We start from the raw sequence: 17,533 nt of genomic DNA on the forward strand, positions 1-17,533 counted from the left end.
GATGTGCGCCGCCGAATCGTCACCCCTGCCGACACCAGCACCGGTGCGACGGTTCGCCGCACTCCGGGTCGCTGACAGCCGGACGTACCTCGTCGGCGCCGGCCTGGCGATGATGGCGGACAACATCGAACACGTCATCACGTACTGGGTGCTGTGGGAGAAATTCCACTCCCCGGCCCTCGCCGGCTTCCAGGTGATCAGCCACTGGCTGCCGTTCCTGCTCTTCTCGCTGCTCTCCGGCGCCCTGGCCGACCGCTACGACTGCCGTCGCGTCATCCAGGCCGGACAGGCACTGTTCATGCTGGTCTCGGCCGCCTGGGGAGTGCTGTTCCTGACCGGGGAACTGGAGATCTGGCACGCCTGTGTGCTGCTGGTCCTGCACGGCTGCGCCGGGGTGCTGTGGGGGCCCGCCGAGCAGATGATGCTGCACGACTTCGTCGGCCGGGAGGCGCTGCCCAGCGCGGTCCGGCTCAACGCCACGTTCAAGAGCCTCGGCGTGCTCTGCGGCCCGGCGGTCGGCTCGCTCCTGCTGCTGGGCCTCGGCCCGACCGGCGGGATCTTCGCGAACATCGCCATCTACCTGCCCTTGACGATCTTCCTGTTCCGTACGCGCTACACGGGTCACGTCCGCGACGCGGGCACCCGGCAGTCCCGCCCCGGATTCCGGGACACGTTCCGGGTGCTGCGCGACGTCCGCGACGACAGCCTCCTGGTCGGCATGATCGTCCTGGCGGGCCTGGGCGCGTTCTTCGTCGGCGCATCGTTGCAGTCGACGATGCCGGTGTTCGCCAACGACCTCGGCGCGGGGAACGCCGGCACGGCGTACGGCGTCCTGCTCTTCGCCGCGGGAGTCGGCGGCGTGGTGGGCGGCGTGGTCCTGGAGGCCACCGGCTGGATCCGCCCGAGCGTGCCGGTCGCGGTCGTCGCCACCGTGGTGTACGGCGCGACCACCCTCGTCTTCGCGGTGACCGGAAGCTATCCGCTGGCCCTCGGCATGCTGGTGCTCAGCGGCATCGCGAACCTGGTGGCCACGTCGACCGCCCAGACCGTGGTCCAGATGCGCGCCCCGGCCGCCGAACGGGGCCGGATCCTCGGCCTCTACGGCATGTCGTCGAGCGGCCTGCGCCTGGGCAGCGGCTTCACGGTCGGCGCGGCGGGCACGGTCGTCGGCGTCCACACGTCCCTGGCCGCGAGCGCCGGAACGATGTGCGTCGCCGCGCTGGCCGTCGGCGCCTACAGTGCGCGGGGCCGCACCCGCCCGGCCCGAACCTAGGAAGCCGACATGGAATACGTGGATCTCTCGCCGCCCCGGCCATGATCGTTCACTACATGGAGGTCCACGGGTACCGGCCGCCCGAGCAGTTCCGGGACGGCCTGCACGCCACCGCCGAGCCGGCCTGGGACGATCGTGCCGATCGGCTCCGCGGACTGCTGCTCGACACCGCCGAAGATCTGGAGTTCCGATGCAAGGCGATCACCGAGCTGCCGCACTGGCGTCATCCGGCGGCCTTCGAGGCGCTGCTGCAGGTCGCCCAGGACGATGAGCTGGTCGACATCGCCGGTGATCAGATAGGCATGGCGCTGGCCGCTTACGAGGGCGCCCCCTTCGCGACGGACCTCGCGAATCGCGACCTCCCGAGTTTCGTGAGGCTCGGCATGGGGGCGGCTCAGTAGCCCAGCCGTCGTTGAGGGTTGTGCTTCGCCTTCTGGACAGCCGTGGTCGACGGCTCAGCCCGTCGAGCCGTCGACCACGGCTGTTTCCGGTCCTCCCGTCGACCACTGTCGACGGCTGCGGTGACCGAGCCGTCGGCCAGGGTTGTCCGAAGGCCGAAACACAGCCCTCGGCGACGGCTCAGCCCGTCGAGCCGTCGACCACGGCTTACCCCGGCACGCGGATCTACCACTGGCGACGGCTGGTGGGGCGCCGGCCGTCGTTCACGGTCGTTTTCGGCTCGCGGACGAACCACTGGCGACGGCTGGGGTGACCGGGCCGTCGGCCACGGCTGTCCAGAAGGCGAAACACAACCCTCTACGACGGCTGGGGGTACTTTCGCCACCCCCACAAACGCAGCCTGGAACCGTGGCTGAGCAGCGGCTTTGCTGGTCCCATGCGAGCCACTTTTCTCTACGGCGCCGGCGATGTCCGCGTCGAGACCGTTCCCGACCCCGTCCTCAAACGTCCGACCGACGCCCTCGTACGGGTGACGGCCGCCTGCATCTGCGGGTCGGATCTGTGGCCTTACGCGGGAATGCCCGCCGGTAGCCCGCCCGCCCGGATGGGCCACGAGTTCGTCGGGGTAGTCGAGGACGTCGGCGCCGAGGTGACCACCGTCCGCAAGGGTGACCTGGTCATCGCCCCGTGGAGCATCTCCGACGGCACGTGTGAGTACTGCCTCGAAGGTCAGCAGAACGCCTGTGCGCACTTCAGCATGTGGGACCTGGAACCCGACGAGGGCGGCCAGTCCGAGGCGGTGCGCGTCCCGTTCGCCGACGGCACCCTGGTCAAGGTCCCCGCGGGCGTCGACGAGGCGCTGCTCCCGTCCCTGCTGACCCTCTCCGACGTGTTCGGAACCGGTCATCACGCCGCGGTGTCCGGCGGCGTCACCCGGGGCGGCACCGTCACCGTCGTCGGCGACGGGGCGGTCGGCCTGCTCGCGGTATTGTCCGCCAAGAGGCTGGGCGCCGAGCGGATCATCCTGATGGGACGGCACCCGGCCCGGACCGGACTGGGCCGCGACTTCGGCGCCACCGACGTCGTCGCCGAGCGCGGCGAGGCGGGCATCGAGGCGGTGCGAGCGATCACCGGCGGTCACGGCACGCCGGTCGTCATCGAGGCGGTCGGTACCCGCCACGCCTACGACCAGGCCGTCGGCGTGGTCCGGGCGGGCGGCACGATCAGTAGGGTCGGCGTCCCGCAGTACGAGGAGGCGCCGATCGGACTCGGCAGTCTCTTCCTGCGCAACGTGCGCCTCGCCGGCGGCGCCTCGCCCGCCCGCGCCTACATCGCCGAGCTGCTGCCCGGCGTCCTCGACGGCAGCCTCGACCCGGGCCGCGTCTTCGACGTCACGACCGGCCTCGGCGGCGTCCCGGACGGTTATCGCGACATGGCCGCCCGCAAGGCCCTGAAAGTGCTGATCAAACCCTAAATCAAGATCAAACGCATGATGTCCCAGCCGGGTGGGTGGTGCTGACCGTCGCTCCCGCGGAGGCCGGGCGCGAGGATCTGGCCGCCGGCGCGTCCAGGGCGATCCTCGCGCCCTTCATTCTGCGTGCGTGGTCACCCGATGAGCGGCGTGAAGGGGGCAGAATCGGTACCCGTCTTCGCGCCCGCTCCGCTCGTACCCTGGGAATGTGACCGTGAACGACAACCGTGCGGACGTCCGCGACTTCCTGGCCAGCCGCCGTGCCCGGATCACCCCCGAGCAGGCGGGTCTCCCGTCCGGGCCACGGCGCCGCGTGCCCGGTCTGCGCCGTGAGGAGGTCGCGGTGCTGGCCGGGGTGAGCCCCGAGTGGTACCGCCGCCTGGAGAAGGGCCACATCGCCGGAGTCTCCGACGAGGTGCTCGACGCCGTCGCCCGGGCGTTGCGTCTCGGCGAGGAGGAACGCACCTACCTGTTCGACCTGTCCCGGGCCGCCCGCCCGGTCCAGCGCGACCGCCGCTGCCGGGGGGTGGAGCCGCTCCCGCCGCAGGTGCAGTGGATGCTCGACGCGATGACGATGAGCGCCGCCTTCGTCAGCAACGGCCGCTGGGACGTGCTGGCGACCAACGCCCTCGGCCGAGCCCTGTACGCCCCGATGCTCACCAGCGGTGAGGCCCGCGGAAACCTGGCGAGGTACCACTTCCTGGATCCCCGGGCGGCCCGCTTCTACGACGACTGGACGGGCGCCGCGGACACGATCGCCGCCCTGCTGCGCGCCGAGGCCGGCCGTTTCCCCTGCGACGAGGCCCTGCGTTCCTTGATCGCCGAACTGTCCGCGGCCACTCCCGAGTTCGCCGACCGCTGGGCGTCCCACGACATCCTCCTGCGCAGCAGGGGCACCAAACGCTTCCGCCACCCGGCCGTCGGCATGGTGGAGCTGGCCTACCACTCGATGGCGCTGCCCACCGCCGCCGACGCCTCTCACCTGCTGACCACGTACACGGCAGAGCCCGGTTCCGCCACCGAGGAACAGTTACGCCTGCTGGCCAGCTGGTCCCTCCCCGCATCGCCGCAGCCCGCCGACCATCCCTGAGTGCATCCCGCCACCGGCGTAGGGGATCACTGCCAGCGGATGGTCGTCAGCTGGTCCTGCGCGGCTTTGCGGAGGATCTCCTCGCCCATCGTGGCGGGAGCGCTGAGCCGACCTGATGTGGCGACGGCATCGCCGGGTTGACCTCGTGCACATCGTGCAGGAACGCTGTCAGGCCCTCACCCGGCAGCACGAGATGGCGGGCGAAGGCCGTGGCCCGGCTCCCCGGTGCTCGGCGGAGGCGGGGCGTTCGCCGGGAGCGAACGGTGGAAGATCGTGGATGGCGGCGCGGTTGAGTCGGGCGTACTCAACTTTCCGGAGGTAACCGTGTCCAGCAAGAGACTTCCCGTGCTGTTCCTCGACGACGTGGTCCTCCTCCCGGGCATGGTCGTCCCGATCGAGTTGGACGAGGCGGCGCGGGCTGCCGTCGACGCCGCCCGCACCGCGGCCGGCTCCGAGCTGCTGATCGCCCCGCGGCTGGAGGACCGGTACGCGTCCTACGGCGTGGTGGCGACCGTCGAACGTGTCGGCAAGTCCCGGGGCGGGTCGCCGGCCGCCGTGTTGCGCACCGGCGTGCGGGCCCGCATCGGCAGCGGCGTGACCGGGCCGGGCGCCGCCCTCTGGGTCGAGGCGGAACCGGTCGTCGCCGGTCCGGCCGGTGAGCATGTCAAGGAGCTCGCCGCCGAGTACAAGCAGCTGGTCGTGTCGGTGCTGCAGAGCCGCGAGGCGTGGCAGGTCATCGACTCGGTCAGCGCCATCGAGGACCCGGGTGACCTGGCCGACACCGCCGGCTGGGCGCCGTACCTGTCCAACGACCGCAAACGTGAGCTGCTGGAGAACCCGGACGTCGAGGCCCGGCTGCGGCTGCTGATCGAGTGGACCCGGGACTTCCTGGCCGAGTCCGAGGTCAGCGACAAGATCGATCACGATGTCCGCGAGTCGGTGGAGAAGCGTAACCGCGAGTACCTGCTGCGTGAGCAGTTGAAGGCGATCCGCAAGGAGCTCGGTGAGGGCGAGGCGGACGGCACCGACGACTACCGGAGCCGGGTCGAGACGGCCGAACTGCCCGACGCGGTCCGGGAGGCCGCCCTGCGCGAGGTCGACAAGCTGGAGCGCGGCGGCGACCAGAACCCGGAGGCGGGCTGGATCCGCACCTGGCTGGACACCGTGCTCGACCTGCCGTGGACGGTGCGCACCACCGACAACACCGACCTGGACGCGGCCCGGGCCGTCCTCGACGCCGACCACCACGGCCTGGACGAGGTCAAGGACCGGATCGTCGAATATCTGGGGGTACGCGCCCGCCGGGAGTCCCGCGGGCAGACCGTCGTCGGCGGGCGCGGTTCCGGTGCGGTGATCCTGCTGGCCGGTCCGCCCGGGGTCGGCAAGACCTCGCTGGGGGAGTCGGTCGCGCGTACCCTCGGCCGGAAGTTCGTCCGGGTCGCTCTCGGTGGTGTCCGTGACGAGGCGGAGATCCGCGGACACCGGCGCACCTATGTGGGTGCCCTGCCCGGCCGGATCGTGCGGGCGATCCGCGAGTCCGGTTCGATGAACCCGGTGGTGCTGCTCGACGAGGTCGACAAGGTCGGCAGCGACTACCGCGGTGACCCGGCGGCAGCGCTGCTGGAGGTGCTGGACCCGGCGCAGAACCACACGTTCCGCGACCACTACCTGGACCTGGACCTCGACCTGTCGGACGTGCTGTTCATCGCCACCGCCAACGTCCTCGACTCGATTCCGCAGGCGCTGTTCGACCGGATGGAACTCATCACGATCGACGGCTACACCGAGAACGACAAGGTCGCCATCGCCCGGGACTTCCTGGTGCCGCGGCAGCGGGAGCGGGCCGCTCTCGCCGACGACGAGGTGACGATCACCGAGGAGGCGCTGCGGGAGATCGCCGCGCTGTACACCCGGGAAGCGGGGGTACGTTCGTTCGAGCGTCTCCTGGCGAAGGCGTTCCGGAAGGCCGCCCTGGGCACCCTTCCCGCCACCGTCGACGCCGCCGACCTGAAGGACCTGATCGGGCGGCCGCGGTTCACCCCGGAGTCGTCCGAACGGACCGCGGTGCCCGGTGTGTCGACCGGTCTGGCGGTGACCGGGATGGGCGGTGACGTGCTCTACATCGAGGCGTCGCTGCTGCCCGGCGACAAGGGCGGCCTGTCGGTGACCGGTCAGCTCGGCGACGTGATGAAGGAGTCGGCGCAGATCGCCCTCTCCTACGTGCGGGCACACGCGGCCGAGCTGGGGATCTCCCCGGAGCAGCTGGACCACCCGATCCACCTGCACGTCCCGGCGGGCGCGGTGCCCAAGGACGGACCGTCGGCGGGCGTGACCATGACGACCGCGCTGGTGTCGCTGCTGCTGGGCCGCAACGTCCGGGCCGACGTGGGGATGACCGGCGAGGTGTCGCTGACCGGCCGGGTCCTGCCGATCGGCGGGGTGAAGCAGAAACTGCTCGCCGCGCAGCGGGCCGGCCTGACCGAGGTGTTCCTGCCGCAGCGCAACGCCCCGGACCTGGACGAGGTGCCGGCCGACGTGCTCGAGGCGCTGACCGTGCACACCGTCGCCGACGTCCGCGACATCCTCGCCGCGGCGCTGGAGCCGGTGACGGCCGAGCCGGTCACGGCCGAGGTGACGACGGCTGCCTGACGTCAGGGACCTGGGCACAGCCGGACGGTCTCCGGCGTGTCCAGGTACCGGCGCCACTCGACGGCCCCGGACGACGCCGCATCGGTCATCGTGCAGGCGGACTCCGGGGCCTCGGCGCGCAGCCGGACGAGCCGCGACATGTCCCAGCTCTGCACCCCCAGGTCGTCGGCGGGGCCCGGGACCGGCGTCGTGACCGACACACGGCGGCTGTCGCGGGTGACGGTGATGGTCGAGGCCTCGCCCTCGTACGCCAGGGGCAGCGGTGTGCCCAGCGGACGCGGATCGCGGGGATCCTCGACGTTCCACAGGACCAGGGTCTGCCGGCTCACGCCCGCCAGCGTCCGGCCGTCCGGGGTGAAGGCGACCGGGTCCGCCGTCTTCGGTAACGACTTCGCCAGGCGTACCGGCGCTGAGAGGTCGGAAAGGTCGTAGAGGCGGGTGTCGGAGCTGTCGGCGACTGCGAGAATCGCACTGTCCGGCGACAGGGCGAGGGACTGCACCAGCGTCTCCCGGGTGCCGTCGATCCGGGACAGCTGCCGGGGCCGGCCCGGATCGGTGAGGTCGTAGACGGTGACGGTCGAGGTGAGGACCCCGTTGCCGTCGTCCTCGTCGACGCCGTCGATGACCAGCAGCCGCCCGTCCGCCGAGAACGCGGCCGGCGGCACCACCCCGGTCATGGCGGGACCGAGCGGGGCCGGCCGCGACGGGTCGGTGACGTCCCAGAGCTGGGCCCGTTCCGCCCCGGCGGTGATCAGCAGATGGGAACCGGGGTCGAAGGCGGCCCAGGTCACGGCGGAGAGCCGGTCCGCGGGGACGGGCAGCTGCCGGGACCGCCCGTCCGGTCCGGTCTGCCACAGGACGGCCTGGCCGTCGAGGTCGGTCGTGACGATCAGCCGCCCGTCCGGTGAGGGCAGTGCGCGTACGCGATAAGAAGTCACCGTCCCCGGAGCGCCCAGGACGTCGCGGAGCATCTTGCCCTCCGCGCTGGCCCACCACGGGTCCGCGGGCGTGCCCCGCGGCCGCAGCGTGACCGTCCCGGCGGCGTCCGGCGCGGTCCGGCCGTGCGCATCCCAGACGATGCCGGTGGTGTCGGCGGAACCGGTCACCAGGATCCCACCGTCGCCGGCGAAGACCACCGTCCGGACGTCGTCCTGATGGGCCTCACCCGGGGTGTCGACGGCGATGGGATCGTCGCGGTCGTGCACGTCCCACAGGCGCAGGCTGCGCCCGCCGGCCTCGGCGAGGAGCCGCCCGTCGGGGGAGAGGGCGACGCCCGCGACCGGATCCGGCCGGCTGCCGAACGCCGTGTCCATGCGTCGGACCCGCTTACGGTCGGTGATGTCGAACAGGGTGATGCTCCCGGCGCCCGTGCGGTCCTGCCCGCCGGCGGCGACCGTATGCCCGTCGCCGCTGACCGCCACCGAAGCCACCGGCCCGAGTTGCGCGGCGGCGATGCGGCGTGGCGTGCCGGCGTCGTCCACCGCCCACAGGGTCACCGAGCCCGCGATGGTGGTCCCGTCCCCCTGGGACGACCCCATGACCAGGTGACGCCCGTCGCCGGTCGCGGCCAGAGCCATCGGATCGCCGTCCGCCGAGACGGCCGGTGCCCCCGACGGCCGGGCCTGCGCCACGGACGGTGTCCCCCAGAGGTGCAGGCTCGGCTTCGCCGGGTAGGGCTCGACCAGGGTGCCGGCCAGCATCGGCCGGCCGGGGAGGAAGGTCAGGGCCGTCAGCCGCCCGGTCAGCGCCGGAAGCACGCGGTGCCCGACCGCGAAGGGCTGCGCGACGTCCCAGAGCGCCACCCGGCTCACCGCCCGCGACTGGGCCGGATCGGTCACCCCGCCGACCGCCAGCACCGTTCCGCCGGACTCGAACGCGAGAGCGGACACCACGCCGATGCCGAGGTCGGCCGGACCGTGCCGCAGCCGGGGCCGGGCCGGGTCGGCGAGATCCCAGACGCTCACCGCGCCGTCGTCGTCGCCGAGGGCCAGCAGACGCTGCGCGGACGCGAACGCCGTCGCGGTGACCGGCTTACGATGCGCGCTCAGCGTGCTCACGTACGGCGTGCTTGCCAGGGTCCGGTACACCCCACGATCCGATTCGTCACCGGGGTCGATGCGGTGCGCGGCCAGGCTCAGCCCGAGCGCCGTCCGCGGGTCGGTCGGCAGCGAGACGTCGGCGAGCGCCTGGAGTTGCCGGGCGGTCGCGACCGCCGCCTGCCGTTCGGCCTCCCGTGCCTGGTTGCGGGCGATCACCGCGCCACCGACAGCCGTCACCGCCAGAAGGATCAACACCACGACTGCGGCGATGAGGGTACGCGTCGCGCCCCGTCGCCGCCGCAGATGTTCACCGACCAGGGTGTCCTTGTCGACGCCGAGGATCGGGGCGGCCAGGTCGGCCACGATGTCCCCGAGCAACGGCCGGCCCGTCGTCCCGGCGTACGGCCGGAGATCGATCCAGTGGGGTTCCTCGGCGAACGCGGCGGCCAGCGACGGCGAGAGCGCGTCGGTGCCGCCGTCCCAGCGGAGTGTCCCGCCGGTGACCGCGATCAGGATCCGGTCCGTCGACCGGTTCGCCAGCCACCAGTCCACCTCGTGGCCGACCCACCGGGACCGCGCGGACTCCGGGGAGGCCAGCAGGATGAACCACTCCGACCGGGCCAGTGACCGTTCCAGGGACTCCCGGAGCCCCGCCGACGCCGGGAGGCTGGCGAGGTCGTGGAAGACGCGCAGTCGCCGGGACCGCCACCAGCTCCCGGCGAACCGTTCGAGTTCGGCGTGCAGGGCGGCGGCCAGGGCGCCGTCCCGGCTGCGGGCGTACGAGAGGAAGGCGTCGTACCGCGGCGCCGGTCGGAGCGTCGGCTCACCCATGCGCCATGGTATCGACAACCGTAGACGTGTGCGGAAGCGTCAGGCGGCCAGGCTGTGCGGATTCGCGGCCGTCAGGCGGCCAGGCTGTGCAGATTCGCGGCCGTCGGGCTGCCGGGCTCGGCGGTGAAGAGCAGGATCTGATGGTCGTGGTCGGGGATGTCCAGGACGTCGTAGTTGAGGGTGAGCGTGCCCGCCGACGGATGAAGCACGGTCTTGACCCCGGTGCGGCCACCCGGGTGTGCGGGACGCGCCCACAGTCTCCGGAACGCCTCGCTGCCCTCGTGCAGTTCGGCCACGAGCCGCCGGGTCCGGTCGTCACGCGGGAACCGGTCGGCGGTGCGGCGCAGCGCGGCGACGGCCTGCTGGGCGAACGCGCTCTCGTCCCGGCTGGACAGGTAGCGGACCGTGGGGTCGGGGTGCAGGAAGTAGCGGCGCAGCAGGTTGTGCTCCTGGGGAAAGGACCCGAAGAAGCCCGCCAGCACGACCCGGGCCAGCGGATTCCAGGCCAGCACATCCGAGCGGCTGTCGCGGACCAGCGCCGCGGTCAGCGGCATCCGGGCGATGAGCTCACGGACGTGCCCGGGGACGTCGGCCGCCGGACTGCCGGGCAGCCGCTCCCACCCGTCGGCCAGGGCGAACAGATGCTCCCGCTCGGTGTCGTCGAGGCGCAGGGCCCGGGCCACCGACCGCAGCACGTGCCGCGACGGCGCCGACCCGCGCGCCTGCTCCAGACGGGTGTAGTGGTCGGTCGACACGTGCGCCAGGCCGGCCACCTCCTCGCGCCGCAGTCCGGGGGTGCGCCGCCGCCCGGACGCGGGAAGGCCGGCTTCGGCGGGGGTCAAAGCCTCGCGGCGTTGCCGCAGGAAACGGCCCATGGCTTGGCGGTTCACGCGCCAAGGTTAGCCACCGCTTAGCCGGTCCGGCCGCCGCCAGGCAGGGACAACTCGTCCCTGCCTGGCCGCCCGCCCGAGCCGGATGGTGGAGGCGTGACCAACTCATTGCCTGCCGGTTCATTGCCTGCCGGTTCATTGCTTGCCGGGAAGAAGATTCTTATCGTCGGCGCCAGCCGCGGTATCGGCGCGGCGGCGGCCCGGCTGTTCGCCCGCGAAGGTGCGGCTGTCGCCCTCACGGCCCGCGACGCCGGGGCGCTTGCCGTCGTCGCCGACGAGATCGGCGCGGCCGGTGGCACCGCCTGCACGTTCGCCGCTGACCTGGCCGACCCGCGCTCGGTGCAGGACGCCGTCGCCGGTGCCGCCGAGCGTCTCGGTGGCATGGACGGCGCTTTCAACAACGGCGGGATCTTCGAACGCACCACCGACCTCGCCGACCGTACCGAGGACGAATTCGACGAGATCATGCGCGTCAACCTCAAGGGGGTCTGGGTCGCGATGGCAGCCCAGGCGCGGGTCATGCGCGCTGCCGGTGGCGGGGCGATCGTCGGAACCAGCAGCATCGCGAGCCTGCGCCAGTACCACCTGACCCCGGTGTACAGCGCCGCCAAGCGCGCCCTGAACAGCCTCACCGAGAGCGCGGCCGTCAGCTTCGGCCCCGACGGGATCCGCGTCAACGCCATCGCCGTGGGATTCACCGCCACCGACATGACAGCCGGCTGGGAGGGGCAGCAGCCCGGAATCACCGCCGCGGTCACCGGGCAGATCCCGCTGCGCCGGGCCGCCCGCCCGGAGGAGATCGCCGAGGCGGCCGCGTGGCTGCTCAGCGACCGTGCCTCCTTCATCACCGGCGCCGTCCTGCCCGTCACCGGCGGCGCGAACGTCTGAGCCCTTCACTTCGAGGAGAACACCACCATGTCCCAGCAGCAGCGTGAAGCCGTCGACAGGATGCTTCGCAGTCTTCCGCCCACCCCCGACGACCTGCCGATGGCGGAGCGGCGTGCCGGGTACGACACTTTCATGGCCCGTGACGTGCCGGACGATGTGAAAATCGAGCCTACGGTCCTCGGCGGGCGGCCCGCCCTGTCGATCGTTCCCGGCGACGTGACGGACGAGCAGGCGACGATCCTGTACCTGCACGGCGGCGCTTTCGTCATGGGGTCCCCGGACGGGTACGCCGGTTTCACAGCGCAGTTGACGCGCCGTGCCGGAGCAGCGATGGTCTCGCTGGACTACCGGCTCGCACCCGAACACCCCTACCCCGCAGCCGTCGACGACTGCCTCGCCGCGTACCGGGAACTGCTCGAGCAGGGAGTTCCGGCCGAGCGGATCGTCATCGCGGGTGACTCGGCGGGCGGCAACCTCGCCCTGGTCACGCTTCTCGGCGCCCGCGAGGCGGGCCTGCCGATGCCCGCGGCGGCGGCCGTCTTCTCCCCGCTGACCGACTTCACCGGCAGCGGCGCATCGGTACAGACGAAGGACGGCGCCGACCCGGTCTTCGGCTCCGGCTTCCTGGAACCGGTCCGGGCCGCCTACCTCGGCGATCAGGATCCGCGGTCACCGTTGGTCAGCCCGCACTTCGCACAACTGCAGGCCCTGCCGCCGCTGCTGATCCAGGTCGGCTCGAACGAGGTGATGCTCGACGACGCGGTCGGCTTCGCGGGCCGGGCGGGCGCGGCCGAGGTCGACGTGACCCTGGAGATCGTCGGCCAGGTCCCACACGTCTTCCCGATGCACTACGAGGCCATGGAGGAAGCCGACGCGGCCCTGACCCGGGCGGCACAGTTCCTGAGCCGGCACCTCACCCGGAGCTGAACCCGCCGCGGTCGAGGAGGCGGTCTCGGTCACCAGATCCACCGGCTGTCCTCCCCACCTTGATGCGGGGAAGGCAGCCGATATCGGTCAGGCGATCGCCTTCACGTCGCCCAGCTCGCCGTAGTGATCGCGGCCTTCGCGCAACGTCATGTCGGGCGTGCTATGCAGCTCCACGTCGGCGATGTTGACGATCTCCGAGTTCGCCCGAACGGCGTTCTCGCCCATCTTCGCCGCAGTCCGGAAGGTCGCGTCGGCGTACCCGGACAGTAGCCAGAACGCGGTGCCGGTCCGGACCACCAGATCGGGCAGCTTGTCGCCGGTGACGGCGCCGACGCCGATGAGCGGCTGCGCTGTGCGGTGATGACGGCGTCGCACCGCGGTGGGCGGGCCGGCGACCGTACAGTGCCCGTTGTGGTTTGACCAGTCGTGAGAACGCCAGAGAACCTTGAGTGAGGTAGGCGTGCCCGTGCGGTGCGAGGCGCTCGGTGGTGGCGAGCGTCAGAGTTGGGAGCTGGTTCCGTTCCGTTCGGTGGGGCCGTTGCGGTTCGGGGCGAGCCGACTCGACGTGGAGGACGCCTTACGTGGTCTTGCTCTGGCGGCCAGTTCGTCCGAGGATTTCCACGCGTTTGTTCCGGCAGGCAGGCGTTTGACGTTGGCCGGCTATTTCCTGTCCTGTTACTACGACGAGGGCGGTGGATTGGCCTGCGTTGCTGTGGATGCTCGTGAGGGTCCGCAGGTCAGCCTGGCCGGTATCGCCTTGGTCGGCCGGGTTCCGTCCGAGGTCGAGGAGGAGTTCGCTGATCATCTCGAGGCGGCCGGGCAGGTGGTCGTGTTCTCGCAGAGGTCGGATCCCTCCTCCGCGGACCTGGGTTTGGTGATCCGTGCTCAGCGGGTCGGCGACGTGGTGCTGAGCCGCCCGGTCTTCGTCTGCCGGGAGTGGGCAGACCGCTGCGGGGACATCGGCGCGAGCCGCATCCCGGCGGCGGAGTGGCGGACGTGGTGAGGTTGCCCATGAGTCTGGTCACTGCCGTTCCAGGAACTGCAGAAGCACGACGGTTCGGCAAAATCGGATGAGAATGGTAAGGGCGTAGATGTTGTGAGCTTCGACTTGGCTGTCTGGTACCAGCCGGATCCGCTGGAAAGTGACGCGGCCTACTCTGTTTACGATCGGTTGACGGACGGAGATGAGGGGGTCGTCGTCCGCGGTCCCGCCATTTCAGCTTTTCTGGAGGCGCTTCTGCTCCTCTATCCTGAGAATGGCAATGGCGCCTCGCCCCCTTGGGCTTCTGGTGTCTATTCCAACGCCGAATGCGTCCTGCTGTCGATATCCTGGTCCCGCAGCGATGAGGTTGCGAGGGTTGTCGAGCGCGTGGCAGGTGAAAACGGCCTGTCGGTGTTCGACCCTCAATCTCGAGTCATGAAGAACCCGGCGTAGTCACACGGCGACGTGAGCGCGAGGCTGGAGCTGCCGGGAGCCGGTCCTGGCCCGCATCCGGCACGAGTTCGCCAGCGCCGGCCTGGATGTGCAGATCGACGGGCTGCCTGTCGTCGACGTGCTGATCGCCCCGCGTGGCGGCGTGCCGGGCAACGCGCTGTCGCACGCCCTGAACAGCTTGGCCGGGCCGCACACCGCGCACCGGGAGCCGACCACGGCCCGCTACCGGTGCGCGCTGGTGCCGCACGGGCGCTCCGGGCGTACCCCAGAAGCAGCGGAACCATCCACGGCCCGGCACCTGACGTTGTCTCCCCGTGAGGCGGAGGTGATGGACTTGATCAGTCGGGGCTGACCAACGCCGACGTCGTCGAACGGCATCTGGCAGCAGCGCGACGGGGCCCGGAGCCGCTGACGCGGCTCAGTCCGGGGCGGCTACCCGACACCCTTTCAATTGACAGATATCTATGAATGGGGGTTCACTGGGAACGCTCCCATATGATCCTTTCGCCCCCACCGAAGGATGGATCCGTGCGATCACGACGCATCGTCCTCAGCATGGCGGCCCTGGTGGCCGCACCCGTCGCCGTTCTCGGCGTCACGGCCGCACCGTCCGCGGCCGCCATCACCCTGACCGTCGCCTCCGACGGGACGGCCACTTATCGCACCGTCCAGGCCGCCGTCAACGCGGTCCCGTCCGGCAACTCCAGCCGGGCCACGATCACCATCAAGGCGGGCACCTACCGGGAGAGCGTGGTCATCCCGGCCGACAAACCGTGGATCACGCTGGAGGGTCTCGGCTCCACCGCCGCGGCCACCGTGATCGTCAACAACAAGCCCGCGTCGACGGCCGGCACCACCGGGTCGGCCACCGTCTACGTGCAGTCGAAGGAGTTCTACGCCAAGAACCTGACGTTCAGCAACGACTACGACGAGGCCGCCAACGGGTCGTCACAGGCCCTCGCGCTGGCCCTCTACGGCGACCGGGCCCGGCTCGGCAACGTCCGGGTGATCGCCGACCAGGACACCCTGCTGATCTACAACAAGGCGCGGGCGTACATCTGGAGTTCTTACATCGAAGGAACCGTGGACTTCATCTACGGCAACGGCGCGGCGGTCTTCTACGCCTGCACGATCCACGAGAAGCGCAGCACCGGCGGCTACATCACCGCGGCGAACACCGAGGCGAGCTCCCCCTACGGCTTCCTGATCTACAAGTCGACGATCACCGGAGTCCCCGCCGACCTCACCTACCTGGGCCGGCCGTGGGGTGCGTCCGCGCAGGTCACCTACCGCGAGTCGAACCTGAGCTCGACGATCAGGGTGGCCCAGCCCTGGACCGACATGTCCGGCAACTCGTGGAAGAACGCCCGCTTCTACGAGTACAAGAACACCGGCGCCGGCGCCACCACCAACAGCAACCGGCGCCAGTTGACCGATGCGGAGGCGGCGAACTACACCCCGCAGAAGTACCTGGCCGGCTCGGACGGCTGGAACCCGGCCGGCTGACCGTGCTTTCTCCTGCGCCGCCGGGCCCGGCCCGGCGGCGTACGGGTGCTCGTTTCGTCCTGGAGGCCCCGGCTTCCTCGGGGCCGCCCTGCCGCAGCGAACAATCTATGAAGTTTATTAACTAAAACCTTGACGGCGCCGTGAGGCATCTAGTTGAGTCGATGTACCGCTCGTCCCCCTCACACCGATACGTCCCTCGGCGTACGGAAGGTGCCTCATGCCCGTGAAAAGAATGCTGGCCGTGGTGAGCGTGGCGCTCGCCGCCCTCGCCGCCGTCGTCCTGCCCACCACCGCCTCCAGCGCTGCCGAGGCGTGCGTGACCGCCTACAGCAGCGCGACCGTCTACACCGCGAACAACCGGGCCTCCTACAACGGGCACAACTGGACCGCCAAGTGGTGGACCCAGGGCGAGGCGCCCAGCACCGGCGGCTCCGGCGTGTGGGCCGACAACGGCGCCTGCGGCGGCGGCAGCACCCCGACCACGCCCACGCCCACCTGCAACCACCCGAACTGGGTGGCCGGCCAGTACTACGCGGCCGGCGCGATCGTCCGCTACACCAACGGGCTCTACTACCAGGCCAGCCACGAGAACCCGGGCTACGATCCGGTCATCAGCACCTGGTACTGGTCGCCCTACACCTGCACCGGAGGTGGCACCACGACCCCGCCGCCCAGTGGCACCGGTTTCCCGGTCAGTGAAGCCCAGTTCAACCAGATGTTCCCGAACCGGATCGCCTTCTACTCCTACGCGGGGCTGCTCGACGCGATCACCAAATTCCCGGCGTTCACCACCACCGGCAGCGACACGATCCGCAAGCAGGAGGCCGCGGCCTTCCTCGCCAACGTCAACCACGAGTCCGGCGGCCTGGTCTACGTCGAGGAACTCAACCAGGCGAACTGGCCGCTGTACTGCGACCGCAACCAGTCCTACGGCTGCCCGGCCGGGCAGAGCGCGTACCACGGTCGCGGGCCGATCCAGCTGAGCTGGAACTTCAACTACAAGGCGGCCGGTGACGCGCTCGGCATCGACCTGCTCAACAACCCGGACCGGGTCAAGAACGAAACGTCGGTCGCCTACCAGACCGCGGTCTGGTACTGGATGACCCAGCGTGGACCGGGCACCATGACCCCGCACGAGGCCATGGTCAACAGCCGCGGCTTCGGCGAGACGATCCGCAGCATCAACGGCTCGCTCGAGTGCAACGGCGGCAACCCGGCCCAGGTGCAGAGCCGGATCGACGCGTACAACCGGTTCGCCGGCATCCTGGGCGTCAGCCCCGGAGCCAACCTGTCCTGCTGAGTCAGCGTTTGCGCAGGCGGGCACCGCCCGCCATCATCTGCCGGTCGTAGACCCGGCGGGCCAGGCGCTTCGTCCAGAACGCCTTGCGCGCCGGGCCGTCCGGCAGGATCAGCGGCTTGCGGCTGTCGATGCCGGCCAGCACCCGCACGGCCATCTCGTCGGCGCTCAGCGGCGCCCGCGCGATGATCGCCCCGGCGATGCGTTCCATCGCGACGTCGCCGCCGCCCAGCGACGCGGCGAGGTCGCTGCGGAAGAACGACGGGCAGACCACGCTGACGTCGATGTGCCACGGCCCGAGCTCGTGGCGCAGGCTCTCGGCGAGGGCGACGACCGCCGCCTTGCTCACGTTGTAGGAGCTCATCGCCGCCGGATGGGCCAGCCCGGCCAGCGAGGCGATGGTGACGATGTGCCCGCTCTCCTGCTTCTTCAGCAGCGGGGTGAAGGTGCGGCAGCCGGTGACCGCGCCGAGCACGTTGATGTCCAGCACCCGCCGCCAGTGCGCCTCGTTCAGCTTCTCGATACGCCCCGCGGCGGCCACCCCGGCATTGTTGACCAGCAGGTCCAGCCCGCCGAACTCCTCGGTGACCCGCTTGCGCGCCGCGTCCCAGTCGTCGCCGGACGTCACGTCCAGCCGCTGGTAGACCGCGCCGTCCGGCACCTCGTGCTCCTCGGCCAGGTCGGTGACCAGCACCCGGTCGCCGCGGGCGGTGAGCAGCCGGGTCAGGGCGGCGCCCAGGCCGGACGCGCCACCAGTGATCAGAACCCGGCTCATGTGCACACCTCTCGCGACGAAAGCGAGGATGCTACATGTCCCGCCGGTCCCGGTGAGCGTTCC

At 70.9% G+C, this 17,533-nt stretch carries 16 protein-coding genes; 12 read left to right on the plus strand and 4 right to left on the minus strand.

The annotated features are described in order from the left end of the window. Position 1: 1 nt before the first annotated feature. The 5 genes from WH85_RS01775 (at position 2) to lon (ending at position 6,882) form a co-directional block, all read left to right on the plus strand. Positions 2 to 1,273: an MFS transporter gene (locus WH85_RS01775; protein WP_045739839.1), complete on the plus strand. Its 1,272-nt coding sequence runs from the start codon at positions 2 to 4 to the stop codon at positions 1,271 to 1,273. Continuing rightward, positions 1,207 to 1,674 carry a DUF7919 family protein gene (locus tag WH85_RS01780; protein WP_483756999.1) on the plus strand — a complete coding sequence of 156 codons (468 nt, stop codon included), beginning with the start codon at positions 1,207 to 1,209 and terminating at the stop codon, positions 1,672 to 1,674. Before WH85_RS01775 ends, WH85_RS01780 begins: the two co-directional genes overlap by 67 nt. A 434-nt stretch (positions 1,675 to 2,108) precedes the next feature. Further along, complete coding sequence (locus tag WH85_RS01785; RefSeq protein WP_045739841.1) at positions 2,109 to 3,146, plus strand: alcohol dehydrogenase catalytic domain-containing protein; 1,038 nt, start codon at positions 2,109 to 2,111, stop codon at positions 3,144 to 3,146. 205 nt (positions 3,147 to 3,351) lie between these two features. After that, positions 3,352 to 4,233, plus strand: coding sequence for a helix-turn-helix transcriptional regulator (locus tag WH85_RS01790; RefSeq protein WP_045739842.1), 882 nt, complete (start codon positions 3,352 to 3,354; stop codon positions 4,231 to 4,233). A 324-nt stretch (positions 4,234 to 4,557) separates the two neighbouring features. Further along, positions 4,558 to 6,882 (plus strand): endopeptidase La, encoded by a 2,325-nt coding sequence (gene lon, locus WH85_RS01795; protein WP_281179029.1) that lies wholly within the window; start codon positions 4,558 to 4,560, stop codon positions 6,880 to 6,882. Positions 6,883 to 6,884: 2 nt separating this feature from the next. Here the strand turns inward: lon and WH85_RS01800 are convergent, their stop codons facing one another. Both WH85_RS01800 and WH85_RS01805 read right to left on the minus strand, forming a co-directional pair. Further along, complete coding sequence (locus WH85_RS01800; RefSeq protein WP_045739843.1) at positions 6,885 to 9,752, minus strand: toll/interleukin-1 receptor domain-containing protein; 2,868 nt, start codon at positions 9,750 to 9,752, stop codon at positions 6,885 to 6,887. Between the two features lie 71 nt (positions 9,753 to 9,823). Continuing rightward, positions 9,824 to 10,642 carry a helix-turn-helix transcriptional regulator gene (locus WH85_RS01805; protein ID WP_045739844.1) on the minus strand — a complete coding sequence of 273 codons (819 nt, stop codon included), beginning with the start codon at positions 10,640 to 10,642 and terminating at the stop codon, positions 9,824 to 9,826. 96 nt (positions 10,643 to 10,738) lie between these two features. Here WH85_RS01805 and WH85_RS01810 point away from each other — a divergent pair, with 96 nt between their 5' ends. Beyond that, complete coding sequence (locus WH85_RS01810; protein WP_045739845.1) at positions 10,739 to 11,530, plus strand: SDR family NAD(P)-dependent oxidoreductase; 792 nt, start codon at positions 10,739 to 10,741, stop codon at positions 11,528 to 11,530. A 27-nt stretch (positions 11,531 to 11,557) separates the two neighbouring features. Continuing rightward, complete coding sequence (locus tag WH85_RS01815; RefSeq protein WP_045739846.1) at positions 11,558 to 12,457, plus strand: alpha/beta hydrolase; 900 nt, start codon at positions 11,558 to 11,560, stop codon at positions 12,455 to 12,457. Between the two features lie 87 nt (positions 12,458 to 12,544). On the opposite strand, the gene WH85_RS01820 is transcribed toward WH85_RS01815, so the two are convergent. Continuing rightward, a complete protein-coding gene (locus tag WH85_RS01820) occupies positions 12,545 to 12,832 on the minus strand; it encodes a hypothetical protein (protein WP_045739847.1) in 288 nt (95 codons plus the stop codon). 85 nt (positions 12,833 to 12,917) lie between these two features. Between WH85_RS01820 and WH85_RS52150 the strand changes: the two genes are divergently transcribed. From WH85_RS52150 to WH85_RS01840, 5 genes are all read left to right on the plus strand, one after another. Then, positions 12,918 to 13,460, plus strand: coding sequence for a hypothetical protein (locus WH85_RS52150; protein ID WP_211275252.1), 543 nt, complete (start codon positions 12,918 to 12,920; stop codon positions 13,458 to 13,460). A gap of 93 nt (positions 13,461 to 13,553) precedes the next feature. Continuing rightward, a complete protein-coding gene (locus WH85_RS49845) occupies positions 13,554 to 13,892 on the plus strand; it encodes a hypothetical protein (RefSeq protein ID WP_157410687.1) in 339 nt (112 codons plus the stop codon). 88 nt (positions 13,893 to 13,980) lie between these two features. After that, positions 13,981 to 14,244 (plus strand): hypothetical protein, encoded by a 264-nt coding sequence (locus WH85_RS01830; protein WP_045739848.1) that lies wholly within the window; start codon positions 13,981 to 13,983, stop codon positions 14,242 to 14,244. A 176-nt stretch (positions 14,245 to 14,420) separates the two neighbouring features. Then, positions 14,421 to 15,398, plus strand: coding sequence for a pectinesterase family protein (locus WH85_RS01835; RefSeq protein WP_245673779.1), 978 nt, complete (start codon positions 14,421 to 14,423; stop codon positions 15,396 to 15,398). A 217-nt stretch (positions 15,399 to 15,615) separates the two neighbouring features. Further along, positions 15,616 to 16,698: a glycoside hydrolase family 19 protein gene (locus WH85_RS01840; protein ID WP_211275253.1), complete on the plus strand. Its 1,083-nt coding sequence runs from the start codon at positions 15,616 to 15,618 to the stop codon at positions 16,696 to 16,698. A gap of 1 nt (position 16,699) precedes the next feature. Here the strand turns inward: WH85_RS01840 and WH85_RS01845 are convergent, their stop codons facing one another. Beyond that, positions 16,700 to 17,470 carry an SDR family NAD(P)-dependent oxidoreductase gene (locus tag WH85_RS01845; RefSeq protein ID WP_045739850.1) on the minus strand — a complete coding sequence of 257 codons (771 nt, stop codon included), beginning with the start codon at positions 17,468 to 17,470 and terminating at the stop codon, positions 16,700 to 16,702. Between the last annotated feature and the right edge of the window lie 63 nt (positions 17,471 to 17,533).

The sequence above is a fragment of the Actinoplanes rectilineatus genome (genome assembly GCF_000962825.1).
Lineage (GTDB): Bacteria > Actinomycetota > Actinomycetes > Mycobacteriales > Micromonosporaceae > Actinoplanes > Actinoplanes rectilineatus.

What these genes read in the sequence shown, in the direction of transcription:
- WH85_RS01775 (WP_045739839.1), top strand. Translation starts at nt 2, where the DNA reads ATGTGCGCCGCCGAATCGTCACCCCTGCCGACACCAGCACCGGTGCGA.
- WH85_RS01845 (WP_045739850.1), bottom strand. Translation starts at nt 17,470, where the DNA reads ATGAGCCGGGTTCTGATCACTGGTGGCGCGTCCGGCCTGGGCGCCGCC.
- WH85_RS01785 (WP_045739841.1), top strand. Translation starts at nt 2,109, where the DNA reads ATGCGAGCCACTTTTCTCTACGGCGCCGGCGATGTCCGCGTCGAGACC.
- WH85_RS01840 (WP_211275253.1), top strand. Translation starts at nt 15,616, where the DNA reads ATGCCCGTGAAAAGAATGCTGGCCGTGGTGAGCGTGGCGCTCGCCGCC.
- WH85_RS01815 (WP_045739846.1), top strand. Translation starts at nt 11,558, where the DNA reads ATGTCCCAGCAGCAGCGTGAAGCCGTCGACAGGATGCTTCGCAGTCTT.
- WH85_RS01800 (WP_045739843.1), bottom strand. Translation starts at nt 9,752, where the DNA reads ATGGGTGAGCCGACGCTCCGACCGGCGCCGCGGTACGACGCCTTCCTC.